Consider the following 12,441-nt stretch of genomic DNA (forward strand, 5'->3'; position numbering starts at 1 on the left):
TGTAACGTTATAGCGTCCCTGTCCTGCCTGTTGATTCATGCTCTGTATTCGCGATCTGGAGCACCGCTATACCGACGTGCCCGTTGTACGCCTTGCGCATCTGGATGTGGCCGCCGGCGAACAGCTGGCGATTCTCGGCCCCTCTGGCAGCGGCAAGTCCACACTGTTGCATCTACTAGCGGGCGTACTCACGCCGACGCGTGGCGAAATCCATGTCTGCGGACAGTCGCTTTCGACAATGGGCGAAGCCGCCCGCGATCGTTTTCGCGGCCGCCATATCGGGCTGGTCTATCAAAGCCTGCACCTGATCGCCGCGCTTTCGGTGGCCGACAATCTGGCCCTGGCGCGCTATCTCGCCGGCCTCGCGCCGGACGCGGCCCGCATCGATGAAACGCTCGAGCGTGTCGGCCTGGTCGCCTTCAAGGCCAGCTACCCGGCCCAGCTCAGCCAGGGGCAGCGCCAGCGCGTGGCACTGGCCCGTGCGCTGGTCAACGAGCCGCGGCTGATTCTGGCCGACGAGCCCACCTCCAGCCTGGACGACGCCAACGCCGAGCGTGTAGCCACGCTGTTGATCGAGCGGGCCCGAGCCGCGGGTGCGGCGCTGGTGGTGACCACCCACGATCGTCGTCTGGCCGATCGCTTCGAGCGCCGGCTCACGCTGGGCCAAGACGGACGCAGCGCATGAATCTATGGCGGCTGAGCCTGGCCTATCTGCGCCATCAGAAACTCACGGCGGCGTTGAACGTGTTCCTGCTCGCGCTCGGCAGTGCCATCATCGTGGTGCTGCTGCTGGCATCCACCCAGCTCAAGGACAATCTGGTCCGCGATGCGGGCGGGATCAATCTCGTGGTGGGCGCCAAGGGCTCGCCGCTGCAGCTGATTCTGTCGAGCATCTACCATATCGATGCACCCACCGGGAATATCGATCTCGCCGAGGCCCGGCGCTGGTCTCGCCACCGGCTGGTCGACCACGCGATCCCGGTCGCGCTCGGCGACAGCGTGCAGGGTTTTCGTATCGTGGGCACGAGCAACGACTTCCTGCCGCTCTACGATGCCGAGATCGAGGACGGCCACGGCTGGCGCGCGCCCATGCAAGCCGTGCTGGGTGCGCAGGTCGCGGCTGCCACGGGCCTGTCGGTGGGCGACACCTTTGCCGGCGTGCACGGCTTTGCCGCCCGCGGCCATACCCACGAGGATTCCCGCTATCGCGTGGTCGGGGTGCTTGCACCCACGCGCAGCGTGATCGACCGGCTGGCGCTCACCGATGTACGCAGCGTCTGGGCACTGCATGGCGGCCTGGGTCATGACCACGATCATGCGCAAGAAGACACTCACGCCGCCGATGAGCACGAGCACGACGAAGCGCATACCCACGGGCACGCCGAACAGCCGGGCGCCCCCTATCAAGACAATCACGATAATCACGAGCGGCAAGCAGCCGCCGAGCAGGCGCCCCTGCCGTCGATCCTGGACCCGGACTTTCCAGCCACGGGCCGTCAGATCACCGCGCTGCTGCTGATTTCCGACTCGCCGCTGGCGGGCCTGACGCTGCCACGGCTGATCAACCGTGTCTCCAGCCTGCAGGCGGCCGCGCCGGTCGCGGAAATCACCCGCCTGCTGGGGCTGATCGGCTTCGGCTTGGACACGCTCGCCGCCTTTGCCGGGCTGATGATCGTAGCCGCCGCGCTGAGCGTATTCGTCGCGCTTTACAACGCCCTGCGCGCACGGCGCGTGGACCTGGCCATGATGCGCTCGCTGGGCGCTTCCCGCGCGCAACTTCTGCGCCATATCCTGCTCGAAGGCCAGATGCTCGCGCTGGGCGGTGTCACACTGGGCTTGCTGATCGGGCATCTGGTGACCGAGGGACTGGGGTTATGGCTGGAAGACGCACAACTGTTTCATCTGACCGGCTGGGCCTGGCAGCCCGCGGAATGGGGCCTTCTGGTCATGGCCGTGGTCGTAGGCCTGCTGGCCGCACTCCTGCCGGCGATCCAGGCCTATCGGGTGGATATCGCCCGTACGCTGGCCGGCGAATGAATCGGCGTGCGCACTGGCGCAGCCTGCTGCTGGGCCTGGCGGTCGCGCTGTTGGCCAGCTCGGCCTGGGCGAATGAGCCCGCGTCCATCGACCTGATCTACGAACAGCTCGCACCAAGCGACGGCGCGCCCGTGATTCCGGCTATAAAGAACGACATTGTCTACCTGGCCGCCGAGGTCCGCGACGCCGACGGCGAGCTGCTGGACGATGTCCCCATCAGCTTGAGCTCTACCCGCGACAACGCACTCGTCGGCCCCGAGCCGGTGACCCGCGACGGCGGCTATACCGATCTGGCCCTGGTGGCCCGTTCGCTGGGGCGCGATACGCTCACGGTGTCGGCCGGCTCGGTTTCTACCCAGATCGGCCTCGACGTGCGCGAACCCGATGCGGTGGACGACTATGCCAGCGCTCTGGAAGGCATCGACGACAGCGATAACGTGCTGGGCTGGGCGGCGCTGATGCAGGCCCAGATCGACTATGACGAACAGTTTCGCGTATCCGCGACCTACCCGGCGGCACTGAAAGAGCGCTTCGGCCAGAGCGTGCGCCTGGTCGGCTATATGCTGCCCATGCAGATGTCCACGACCCAGACCCGATTCATCCTCTCGGCCAATCCGCCGGTGTGCTTCTTCCATATGCCGGGCGGCCCGGCCACCGTGGTGGATGTCCATACCCAGCGCGCCATGGAGATGACCTGGGAGCCGGTGGTCGTAGAAGGCACGCTCCAGGCCGAAACTCAGACCGACGACGGCCTGCTCTATCGCCTGACCGACGCCCGGGTCGTCAACCGCTAGCACCGGTCGACATCGCCGGGCGCGGGTCACCGCCCGGCGGCGCTTGCCAGCACCGATCCTTTCGAAGCCGGACCGGTCGGCATGCTTGACAAAATTGATATGTTATAACGTCCTTAACAGAACCCAAGGGTTTGCAAATGAAAACGCGTGCTGCCATCGCCTGGGCACCCAACACCCCGCTCGAGATCGAAGAAGTCGATCTGCAAGGCCCCAAGGCGGGCGAAGTCCTGGTGCGTATCGTCACCACCAGCCTGTGTCATACCGATATGTTCACCCTTTCGGGGCGCGACCCCGAGGGTAATTTCCCCTGCATTCTCGGCCATGAAGGCTGCGGCATCGTCGAAGATGTCGGCAAGGGCGTAACCTCGGTCAAGGAAGGCGACGTGGTGATCCCGCTCTACCAGCCGGAGGACCCGAACTGCCCCTATATCAAGTCGGGCAAGACCAATTTGTGCCAGACCATCCGCAAGACCCAGGGCCAGGGGCTGATGCCCGACGGCAGCAGCCGCTTTTCCTACCGCGGGCAGATGCTGCACCACTATATGGGCACATCGACGTTTGCCGAATACACCGTGCTGCCCGAGATCGCCGTCGCCAAGATCGACCCGGCCGCGCCGTTGTCCAAGGCCTGTGTCATGGGCTGTGCCGTGCCCACGGGCGTGGGCGCGGTACGTAATACGGCCAAGGTCCAGCCGGGGGACACGGTCGCCGTATTCGGCCTGGGCGCGGTCGGCATGGCCGTGATTCAGGGCGCAGTTCTCCAGGGTGCGAGCCGCATCATCGGCATCGATATCAACCCCAACAAGTTCGCCTTGGCCGAATCACTGGGTGCGACCGAGTGCATCAATCCGCGTGATTATTCCGAGCCGCTGCACGAAGTCATCATCGACATGACCAACGGCGGCGTGGATTTCTCCTTCGAATGTGTCGGCAGCGTGGAATTGATGCGCGCGGCCCTGGAGTGCTGCCACAAGGGCTGGGGCGAAAGCATCATCATCGGCGTGGCCGGGGCCGGCGAAGAAATATCGACCCGGCCGTTCCAACTGGTCACCGGCCGGGTATGGCGTGGCTCCGCCTTCGGCGGCGTGCTGGGTCGCTCGGAGCTGCCCGGCATGGTCGATGAATGGCTCAACGGCACCATCGACGTGGATCCATACATCACCCACAACATGGACCACGAGCAGCTCAACACGGCATTCGAACTGTTACGCAGCGGCCAGGCCATTCGTTCGGTGATTCACTATCGCGACGAGACCCTCACCCCGGATCTGCCGGGCGAACTGGTCACATCCCGAAACGCGGTCGTCGAACCCGCCTGATACGACACGTCGCAAACCGGCCCGCCGCATGGCTCATGCGGCGGGCTTTCGACCAGTCCGATCCCAAAACTGCTGCAAGAGGTCGCCATGACAGCGCATAACGACGTCGTCCCCCGCCGCTACGAACAGTGGCGTCACTGCATCACGGTCGACTGCGGTATAGCATTGACCCCGGCCTATATCGGACAACGGCTGCACGCGCTGCGCGATGACGCGGATTACGCTACCCGGCGATTCATCGAAGTCTATGGCGCGGCCCACCATCGTGCCGTCATCGGCTGGTTCGAACGCGCGGCCGCCGAGCTGAACGCCACCGATCCGGCACGCTGACAGGCCCGAGCGCCGAAACACCCCACCCCTTCAACCGCTAATGCCCGCATCCGCCGACACGCCCATTCCCATCACCCTGCTGACCGGCTTTTTGGGCAGCGGCAAGACCACCCTGCTCAACCAGCTGGTACGCCAACCCGGCATGAACCGCACCCTGGTGGTCATTAACGAATTCGGCGAAATCGGCCTGGACCATCAGTTGTTCAGTGCCAGCCACGAAAGCGAACTCGTCGCACTCGACAGCGGCTGCCTGTGCTGCACGGTACGCGGCGATCTCGTACGTACCCTGCGGGATGCCACTTGGCGCTTCGCCCGCGACGGCGAACGCTATTTCGACCGGCTGGTGATCGAAACCACCGGCCTGGCCGACCCGGCGCCGATTCTGCATACCCTGATGACCGACGCCCGTATCGCCCGCGCCTACCGGCTGGATGGGGTCGTGACCTGTGTGGACGCCGTCCACGGGCAGGCCAGCCTCGATGCGCACGACGAGGCGATGAAACAGGCCGCCATTGCCGACCTGCTGCTACTGACCAAAGCCGATCTCGCGGATACCGCGACGCTGGCCAACCTGCGCGCACGTCTCGGCGCGCTCAACAACGGCGCACGCCAGATCACGGCGACCCACGGCCATGTCGATGCCAGCGCGCTAACCGATCTCGGCATCGATCCGCAAAGCGCACACGGGGCCGATATCGAACGCTGGCTGGGCAACGCCCCGGCCGCAAAGACACCCCAGCCGGCTACTACCGGCCTGCGCCTGGGCGCGGCCGTGGCGACCCCGGCGCCCACGCTTGCGCCAACGTCGGTCGGCAACGATCCGAATCGCCACGACGATCGCGTGCGTGCGCACTGCTTTACTTTCGATACGCCCATCGACGCCGATCGTCTCGAGGTATGGCTGCAGCTGATGGTGTCGCTCATGGGCGAGCGCATGCTGCGTATCAAGGGCCTGATCCATATTGCCGGCGAAGCCCGACCCGCCGTCATCCACGGGGTGCAGCATATCTTTCACCCCATGACGTGGCTCGACGCCTGGCCGGACGAAGACCGACGCTCGCGGCTGGTCTTCATTACCCGCGATATTCCGCGCGAATCGCTGGCGGGCATTCTGGCCGCGCTGGACAGTACGGCATAGCCTAATGGCGTCCTGGCTATCCAAGAAATCAAGCAGGCGCCGGGAAGCAATCCCCGGCCTCGATCGATCTGTCTTTCGCCCTATTCGCGTTCCTTCGCGTTCATTTGCGGACAACCTGCCTGCTTGAAAACAGCCAGCTGAGTTTCATAAATGCTCAGGAACGGCGTTAGAACCCCTGACCACGTCCGCTGTTTCGATGGCGGATGACCAGCGCGATAAAAAGGCCCCGGCGTCGCGAGCAAACGAGCGCCGGGGCAGACGGACGAACGGTTGTTGGCTTCGACTAATGCGCCGCGAGCTGCCAGCGCGGGAACGGATCGTCGAACTCGCGCCACATCTCGGGCCCGCCCATGCATTCGGCCTCGGTGAGCAGACAGGCATCCAGACGCTCGATCAGCGCCGCTTCGTCCATGCCCATGCCGATGATGACGATCTCCTGGCGCCGGTCGCCGTAGAGCGGGTCCCACATTGCCGTGAGCGTTGCCCGTGCCTCCGGATCTTCGGGCGCTTGCCCGGCGCGTTCGCTGGCCCACCACAGGCCGATCGCCTGATGGGTGAGCGCGCCGCCGGCCTGGGCCATTTCGCCGACGAAATCGGGCCGCGTGGCCAGCCAGAACCACCCCTTGCTGCGCAGTACGCCGGGCCAGTCCGAATGGAACAGTTCGAGCAGACGCTGGGGGTGAAACGGCTGGCGGCGCCGATAGACGAAGCTGCTGATGCCGTATTCCTCGGTTTCGGGTGTATGCACGCCCTGGAGTTCGCGTACCCAGCCCGCCGACATCGCCGCGCGGTCGAAATCGAAACGCCCGGTGCCGACGATATCGCCCGTGGCGATGCGGCCGTGTTCGGCCTCGATCACCTGGGCGGCCGGGTTGAGCGCAGCAATCACGCCGCGCGCCGCACGGCTTTGTTCCGGCGTGGCCAGGTCGATCTTGTTGAGCACGATGACGTCGGCAAACTCGATCTGGTCGACGAGTAGATCGACCACGCTGCGCTCGTCTTCTTCGCCCAGCGACTCGCCGCGATCGGCGATGAAGTCCGCGCTTTCATAATCGGCCAGCAGCGCTGCGGCATCGACCACGGTGGCCATGGTATCCAGACGCGCGACGTCGGCCAGCGAAAAACCGTCTTCGTCGCGTACCGCGAACGTGGCCGCGACCGGCATGGGCTCGGAGATACCGGTGGATTCGATCAGCAGATAGTCGAAGCGCTGTTCGCGTGCCAGCCGCGTGACCTCGGCGAGCAGATCGTCGCGCAGCGTGCAGCAGATGCAGCCGTTGGAAAATTCGACCAGCTTCTCGTCGACGCGCGACAGCGCGCCGCTATCGCGAATACGGGCGGCGTCGATATTGATCTCGCTCATGTCGTTGACGATGACCGCCACGCGCAGACCGTCGCGGTTGGCGAGTACGTGGTTGAGTACGGTGGTCTTGCCCGCGCCGAGAAAGCCCGAAAGCACGGTGACCGGCAGGCGTGTGTCACGCATATCCAATCCTCTGGAAATGAAATTCAAAGTCAGCGAGCCGCGCGAAAGGCGCGCTCACGTAATTCGGCATCGGTCTTGATGTCGGCACAGGTGGTCGCGGTCGGCCGCGCCAGCAGGCGCTCGATGCCGATCGGCTCGCCCGAGACCTCGCACCAGCCGTAATCGCCGTCGCGAATCAGCTTTAGCGCGGCGTCGATCTTGTTGCGCAGCCGGGCTTCGCGATCCCGCAGGCGTAGGTCGAGCCAGCGCGCCTCTTCGGCCAGGGCGCGGTCGCCCGGATCTGCGAACGTGAGGTTTTCATTGAGCCGTACGCGAATATCACGTTCGCGTACGAGCACTTCTTCGCGCAGCCGCAACAATCGTTCTCGAAAGAACGCGAGCTGATCCGGACTCATGTACTGGCTGTCGGGCATGGCCCGAAGTTCATCTTCTGTCATAAATTTTAACGTTATAACATAACTATTAGAATAATAGAGAAGCTGTCAAGTTCGGGAGGCCTCGCGCACTCGCACTCAAGCCATAACGAGTTTCACGCCGAGCATCAAAAGAATACCGAGCGCGACCGGTAGCCAGATATGCCAGCCCGGCGTGTCCGGACGAGCGGAGGCCGGGCCTTCAAGGGCGACACATTCCAGCCCCACGTGCAGAAAGATTCCGGCAGCCAGGCCCTGAGCGAGCGCGCCCACGCCGACCGAGGGCGGCAGTACGCCGGTAGCCACGGCCACGAGTACGGCGACGATGCCCACCGCACAGGCGGGCAGCATGATCCCGGCCAGCGCGCCGTCGTTGGCGCGCAGCCGCCGTGCCACCGCATAGCCGGCCGGAAACTTGTGGGCCACGATGACACTGCCTACCCACAACCCAAGGCTCGGCGTCTGCGCATACAGCATGCCGATCACCACGCCTGCGCCGGCCGAATGCACGGTCAGCGCCAGCAGGCTGGATTCGCCCAGCGCCCCCGGGCGCCAGGCCTGGAATCGACAGGCGCGATGCAGGGCCAGACCGAACAACAGGCCGAACGACACGCCCACGCCCGCCATCCCCGCATCCAGGGAAACGGCCTTGGGCAAAAGCAGAATACAGGCCGCCGCGATCATCGCCCCGCCGGCCACGCCGTCCAGGGCTTGCCAGAATACACTCGCACCCTGCGCCCGATAGCCGAGCACGCCGCCGGCGAGCATGGCCACGCAGGCAATCAGTGCGATCGAAGCGACCTTCGTATAGCCGGTCAGCGCCCCAAAGCCGACCGCGACGATAAACACCGCCGCGATCGTATAGCCCGCGCTGCGCCCTAGCCGATCGACCGGAACATCCGCCACCGATCGCGTCATCGCGGGTTACGACCGCGCCCGCGATTGCGCGGGCCGGCCTCGCTCGATGGGCGCACCCGCCGCATGCCGGACCGCGTTTCGATACCCATCACACCTAGAACGGCAGGCGCGCGGTCAGGCGCACATCGCGGCCCGGCGACAGCGCATAGCCCTTATAGGTATCCAGAAAGCCGCGATAGTCCTCGTCCAGCAGATTGTGGATGGCCATATCCAGATGCACCGTCTGGCCACCGATTTGCGGCGAAAAGCCGGCGCCGAGATCGACGAGATAGTAATCGTCGGTCGACGCCGAGCCGAACGGCGCGTTGTCGAACTGGGCAAACGGTTCGCCCGGGGCGGCATCCTTCGAGGCGTAGTAACGCACGCTCACCGATGCCCGCGGATCGCGCAGCCAGCCCTCGCTGGCCGGCTTGAACTGGGCGCCCACGCGCACGTTGTCGGCCGGCAGCAACGGCAGTTCGTCGTCATTGTCGCGACGTTCGCCGTGGACGGTTTCCGCCGCCAGACTGAGTGTCATCCACGTGTTGACGTCTTTTTCGATCGACAGCTCGGCGCCGGTAAGCACGGCATCCGCCTGGGCGTTTTCGAGCACGGGCAGGCCGTTGACCGCACGCCCGGTGTCCTGCAAAAAGATGTAGTCGTCGATGGCATTGCGATACACCGTGGCCTTGGCCCGTAGCGTATCCGAGGCCCAGCGTAGCGACAGATCGGTATTCAGCGAGGTTTCCTCGTCGAGATCGGCATTGCCCTGCTGAAAGGCCGCCACGCCGCCGTGCTGGCCGGCGACATACAACTCGAACAGGCTCGGCGCGCGAAAGCCGCGACCCACATTGGCTGCCACCGACAGCTGCCTGGTCAGGCTATAAATGCCTCCGAGCGAACCGGTGATCACGTCATAGGTCTGTTTTTCCGCGTCGATCACGCTCTGCGAGGGATTGGCCGTCTTCGAGGCCTTGCCCTCGACTTCATGATGGTCGTAGCGCAGCCCGGCCTGGAGCAGCAGATCGCCAATGCCTTTTTCCTCAAAGGCGAAGATGGCGGCGTCGTCGACCGTACCGCCCGGCGAGAGCTGGGTGGTGCCGCGCGAGACCTGATCCTTGGTGACATATTCGATACCCACGGTGCCGCCGTCCAGGCCGAGCACGGGCCCGTGCTGCCCTTCCAGACGCGCGGTGTACTGATCGAATTCGATATCGATGGCGTTATCGAAACCGGCCGCACGCGCCGTACCGGCCGCATTGGAGCGACGCCGGTTGTTCTGCCACACCAGTTTCGGCTTCCAGGTGATGCCACCAGCCTGCTTGTTACCGGCCAGCTCGACCTGTTCGTTGTCGATGTACTGGCCGATGCCCTCTTCGCCCTCGGACGGCGGGCGCGTGCCGGCCGGCGGCGGCAACAGGAAGTTGTGTTCGTCGTTGAAGCGGCTGTAGCGCGCAGTCCACTCGCCGCCGTCGTCGTCGCGATAGCCCAGCGCGAAATCGCCATTGACCTGATCGAAATCGGTATAACCGAGCTTGCCGGTATAGGCCGGCGCGTCGCGGTAGCGCTCGGCCGGCGGCGGCGGGAAATAGGTCGACTCGTCGGGCGTTTCGATATCGCCCGCGCTGCGCCGGATCAGGCCCGCGGCATAACCGAAACGGCCATTGCCGCCGGTGGCCTTGATGCCGGTATCCCACTGGTCGTTATTGGTCGAATAACGGGTGAGCGCCTCGCCTTCGATCGGCGTATCCCAGTCGATTTCCGGCGGTAGCAGGTTGATCGCCCCGCCCAGCGCACTTGAGCCGTACAGCACGCTCGAGGCCCCGCGTACGACTTCCACCCGATCGACCAGAAAGGTGTCGGTGGTCGGCATATGGCGTACGCCGAACTGCTGATGATCCACGCCCACACCATCGGACAGGATCTTGATGCGCTCGCCCGAGAGGCCGCGAATGACCGGCTTGCCGACACTGTTGCCGGTGCTGATCGAATCCACGCCGGCCAGATCCTCGACCGCTTCGCCCAGATTGCTCGCGCCCTTGGCTTCGATAGCGTCGGATTCGACCACATCGACATCCGCTGCCTGCGACAACGGACTGCCCGGCAGCGGCGCGCCCGTCACCGAAATCGGGCCCAGTTCCTGCTGCTCGGCGCCCTGGCCCGGCAAGGCCAGCGTATCGACATCGTTACCGGCCGCCCAGGCCGACGCCGGCACGCACAGCAGCGCCAGACACACAGCCGAACGCCGCCACGGCCGCTGTACCGCGACCGGCCCGTATTGATAGTTCCCCCGCATGACATCCCCAGCCAAAAATAAAATGAAATAACATTACATTTATATCACGCGAGTAAACCCCGACCCAACCGTGCTTCAGCCCTGTGCGTGGACGAGTCCGGCCCAGAACACGCCCCAGCTCGACCCCAGGCGGCGCCGATATTCGCTTTCGTCGTAGATGAAGCGCTGGCTGTAGAGCCCGTCCATCAAGCAATAGAAGGCGTCGAGAAAGGCACGCTCGCCAATGTCTCGCCAACAGCCTTCGCGCAGGCCCTGCAGGTAGAGATCGCGCAGAGCGCTGTCGATACGGCGTTCGTTGGCGGCATTGACGTCACGAATCTGCGCGGCGAGCGACTCCGGTGGAAACAGCAGGCAGCGCTTGTAGAACGCGCCTTGGGACTCGGTGAAGATGAACACGCTCAAGTCCTCGACCAGCGCATGCAGCCGGGTTTTCACATCGGCTTGGGCATGCCGCGCGAGGCTTGCGTCCTGAACCACGAAGAAAGCCGCCTCCACCTGGGCGACGAGATCGAGAAACAGCGCCGCCTTGCTGGCGATATGGTTGTAGAGCGAGGGCTTGCGAATCCCCACGCCGTCGGCGATCTGCGCCAGGGTGGTGGCTTCATAGCCCTGGCGTGCGAACAGCGCGAGGGCGACTGTTTCGATACGTTCGGCGGTCGATGCGGAAGCGTCGTTCATCGCGCCCATTCTAGCGCGGGCGGCCTCGCCGAACCGGCCTTGCAGTGCGACTGCACTCGCTTATACTAACGACCGTTAGTTAGCAGGAGCGAACGATGTGGAATCTGATTTGGCTGATCCTGGCCGCCGCCGCGGAAGTTGGCTGGATTTCCGGGCTCAACGCCGCGGATAGCGTGGTCGACTGGCTCGCGACCGGTGCTTGCGTAATCGCAAGTTTCGGCCTGGCGCTGGTTGCCGCACGCCGACTGGCCGCGACCACGGTCTATATCCTGTTCGTCGGCCTGGGTACGGCCGGCACCGCCCTGCTCGACCATTTCGCTTTTAGCATGCATTTCGACCCGGCCGCACTGGCCTGGCTGACGCTGCTGCTGGCGGCGGTCTGCGGGCTCAAGCTCACCGCCACATCGACCGCGAAGACCGCGTCATGAGCTGGCTGGCCCTACTCTGTGCCGGGGCTTTTGAAATCGTGGGCGTGGCCGGTTTCGAACGCCTGACCCGGCGCGTCTATCTCTCCGGTCTGGTGCTGGGCGTGGGCGGCTTCGGCCTGGGGCTGACCTGTCTGCATTACGCCATGCAAAGCATCCCCATGGCCGTGGCCTACGGCGTGTTCACCGGCGTGGGCGCGGTGGGCAGCACCCTGCTGGGCATCCTGTTCTGGGGCGATTCCGCCCGCCCGGCGCGGCTTGGGTGCGTGCTGGCAATCGTGGTCGCGGTGATTGGGCTCAAGAGCAGTTATTGACGCTGGCGAGCTCCGGCCGGCGCGCAAGTCCGCAAATGAACGCTAAAAGCGCAAATAAGGGTTAGCGATTCAACCCGCGTCTTTTGCACGCGCCACAGAAGCCGTGCCCTGTTGGCTTACGGCCTGGCGGCCTAAGCCATATATGGATCCGCTCCGGTAAGCAACCTCGATAATCAACAGAGCAGGCGGCGTCCGTATATTCGGCCTCGGTGTTGGCACATCCTTGGGTGCCGGGCCTTGATGAGTATGCGTACGCCCGAGCGCGCATATATGGATCCGCTCCGGTAAGCAACCTCGATCATCAACAGAGCAGG

At 64.6% G+C, this 12,441-nt stretch carries 13 protein-coding genes; 8 read left to right on the plus strand and 5 right to left on the minus strand.

Annotation, left to right across the window (positions count from 1 at the left end):
- Positions 1-37: 37 nt before the first annotated feature.
- The 6 genes from T5B8_RS07625 (at position 38) to T5B8_RS07650 (ending at position 5,618) form a co-directional block, all read left to right on the plus strand.
- Positions 38-685 carry an ABC transporter ATP-binding protein gene (locus T5B8_RS07625; RefSeq protein ID WP_353177623.1) on the plus strand — a complete coding sequence of 216 codons (648 nt, stop codon included), beginning with the start codon at positions 38-40 and terminating at the stop codon, positions 683-685.
- Positions 682-2,037, plus strand: a complete 1,356-nt coding sequence (locus tag T5B8_RS07630) for an ABC transporter permease (protein ID WP_353177625.1) — start codon at positions 682-684, stop codon at positions 2,035-2,037. The genes T5B8_RS07625 and T5B8_RS07630 overlap by 4 nt, the downstream gene beginning before the upstream one ends.
- Positions 2,034-2,831, plus strand: a complete 798-nt coding sequence (locus T5B8_RS07635) for a DUF3299 domain-containing protein (RefSeq protein ID WP_353177627.1) — start codon at positions 2,034-2,036, stop codon at positions 2,829-2,831. The genes T5B8_RS07630 and T5B8_RS07635 overlap by 4 nt, the downstream gene beginning before the upstream one ends.
- A gap of 137 nt (positions 2,832-2,968) precedes the next feature.
- Positions 2,969-4,150 carry an S-(hydroxymethyl)glutathione dehydrogenase/class III alcohol dehydrogenase gene (locus T5B8_RS07640; RefSeq protein WP_353177629.1) on the plus strand — a complete coding sequence of 394 codons (1,182 nt, stop codon included), beginning with the start codon at positions 2,969-2,971 and terminating at the stop codon, positions 4,148-4,150.
- A gap of 87 nt (positions 4,151-4,237) precedes the next feature.
- Positions 4,238-4,480, plus strand: coding sequence for a hypothetical protein (locus tag T5B8_RS07645; protein ID WP_353177631.1), 243 nt, complete (start codon positions 4,238-4,240; stop codon positions 4,478-4,480).
- Positions 4,481-4,520: 40 nt separating this feature from the next.
- Positions 4,521-5,618, plus strand: coding sequence for a CobW family GTP-binding protein (locus T5B8_RS07650; protein WP_353177633.1), 1,098 nt, complete (start codon positions 4,521-4,523; stop codon positions 5,616-5,618).
- A gap of 283 nt (positions 5,619-5,901) precedes the next feature.
- On the opposite strand, the gene zigA is transcribed toward T5B8_RS07650, so the two are convergent.
- The 5 genes from zigA to T5B8_RS07675 all read right to left on the minus strand — a co-directional run bounded on the left by zigA (position 5,902) and on the right by T5B8_RS07675 (position 11,388).
- Positions 5,902-7,104, minus strand: a complete 1,203-nt coding sequence (gene zigA, locus T5B8_RS07655; protein WP_353177635.1) for a zinc metallochaperone GTPase ZigA — start codon at positions 7,102-7,104, stop codon at positions 5,902-5,904.
- Between the two features lie 29 nt (positions 7,105-7,133).
- Positions 7,134-7,541 carry a TraR/DksA C4-type zinc finger protein gene (locus T5B8_RS07660; protein ID WP_353177637.1) on the minus strand — a complete coding sequence of 136 codons (408 nt, stop codon included), beginning with the start codon at positions 7,539-7,541 and terminating at the stop codon, positions 7,134-7,136.
- Between the two features lie 75 nt (positions 7,542-7,616).
- Positions 7,617-8,423, minus strand: a complete 807-nt coding sequence (locus T5B8_RS07665) for a ZIP family metal transporter (RefSeq protein WP_353177639.1) — start codon at positions 8,421-8,423, stop codon at positions 7,617-7,619.
- A 106-nt stretch (positions 8,424-8,529) separates the two neighbouring features.
- Positions 8,530-10,710, minus strand: coding sequence for a TonB-dependent receptor plug domain-containing protein (locus tag T5B8_RS07670; protein ID WP_353177641.1), 2,181 nt, complete (start codon positions 10,708-10,710; stop codon positions 8,530-8,532).
- Positions 10,711-10,785: 75 nt separating this feature from the next.
- Positions 10,786-11,388, minus strand: coding sequence for a TetR/AcrR family transcriptional regulator (locus tag T5B8_RS07675; protein WP_353177642.1), 603 nt, complete (start codon positions 11,386-11,388; stop codon positions 10,786-10,788).
- Positions 11,389-11,483: 95 nt separating this feature from the next.
- Between T5B8_RS07675 and T5B8_RS07680 the strand changes: the two genes are divergently transcribed.
- Positions 11,484-11,816 (plus strand): SMR family transporter, encoded by a 333-nt coding sequence (locus T5B8_RS07680; RefSeq protein ID WP_353177644.1) that lies wholly within the window; start codon positions 11,484-11,486, stop codon positions 11,814-11,816.
- A complete protein-coding gene (locus T5B8_RS07685; protein ID WP_353177646.1) occupies positions 11,813-12,127 on the plus strand; it encodes a DMT family transporter in 315 nt (104 codons plus the stop codon). Before T5B8_RS07680 ends, T5B8_RS07685 begins: the two co-directional genes overlap by 4 nt.
- Positions 12,128-12,441: the final 314 nt, after the last annotated feature.

Origin of the sequence: Salinisphaera sp. T5B8, from assembly GCF_040361255.1 — a bacterium.
Classification (GTDB): Bacteria; Pseudomonadota; Gammaproteobacteria; order Nevskiales; family Salinisphaeraceae; genus Salinisphaera.

What these genes read in the sequence shown, in the direction of transcription:
- T5B8_RS07625 (WP_353177623.1), top strand. Translation starts at nt 38, where the DNA reads ATGCTCTGTATTCGCGATCTGGAGCACCGCTATACCGACGTGCCCGTT.
- T5B8_RS07630 (WP_353177625.1), top strand. Translation starts at nt 682, where the DNA reads ATGAATCTATGGCGGCTGAGCCTGGCCTATCTGCGCCATCAGAAACTC.
- T5B8_RS07635 (WP_353177627.1), top strand. Translation starts at nt 2,034, where the DNA reads ATGAATCGGCGTGCGCACTGGCGCAGCCTGCTGCTGGGCCTGGCGGTC.
- T5B8_RS07640 (WP_353177629.1), top strand. Translation starts at nt 2,969, where the DNA reads ATGAAAACGCGTGCTGCCATCGCCTGGGCACCCAACACCCCGCTCGAG.
- T5B8_RS07645 (WP_353177631.1), top strand. Translation starts at nt 4,238, where the DNA reads ATGACAGCGCATAACGACGTCGTCCCCCGCCGCTACGAACAGTGGCGT.
- T5B8_RS07650 (WP_353177633.1), top strand. Translation starts at nt 4,521, where the DNA reads ATGCCCGCATCCGCCGACACGCCCATTCCCATCACCCTGCTGACCGGC.
- zigA (WP_353177635.1), bottom strand. Translation starts at nt 7,104, where the DNA reads ATGCGTGACACACGCCTGCCGGTCACCGTGCTTTCGGGCTTTCTCGGC.
- T5B8_RS07660 (WP_353177637.1), bottom strand. Translation starts at nt 7,541, where the DNA reads ATGACAGAAGATGAACTTCGGGCCATGCCCGACAGCCAGTACATGAGT.
- T5B8_RS07670 (WP_353177641.1), bottom strand. Translation starts at nt 10,710, where the DNA reads ATGCGGGGGAACTATCAATACGGGCCGGTCGCGGTACAGCGGCCGTGG.
- T5B8_RS07675 (WP_353177642.1), bottom strand. Translation starts at nt 11,388, where the DNA reads ATGAACGACGCTTCCGCATCGACCGCCGAACGTATCGAAACAGTCGCC.
- T5B8_RS07680 (WP_353177644.1), top strand. Translation starts at nt 11,484, where the DNA reads ATGTGGAATCTGATTTGGCTGATCCTGGCCGCCGCCGCGGAAGTTGGC.
- T5B8_RS07685 (WP_353177646.1), top strand. Translation starts at nt 11,813, where the DNA reads ATGAGCTGGCTGGCCCTACTCTGTGCCGGGGCTTTTGAAATCGTGGGC.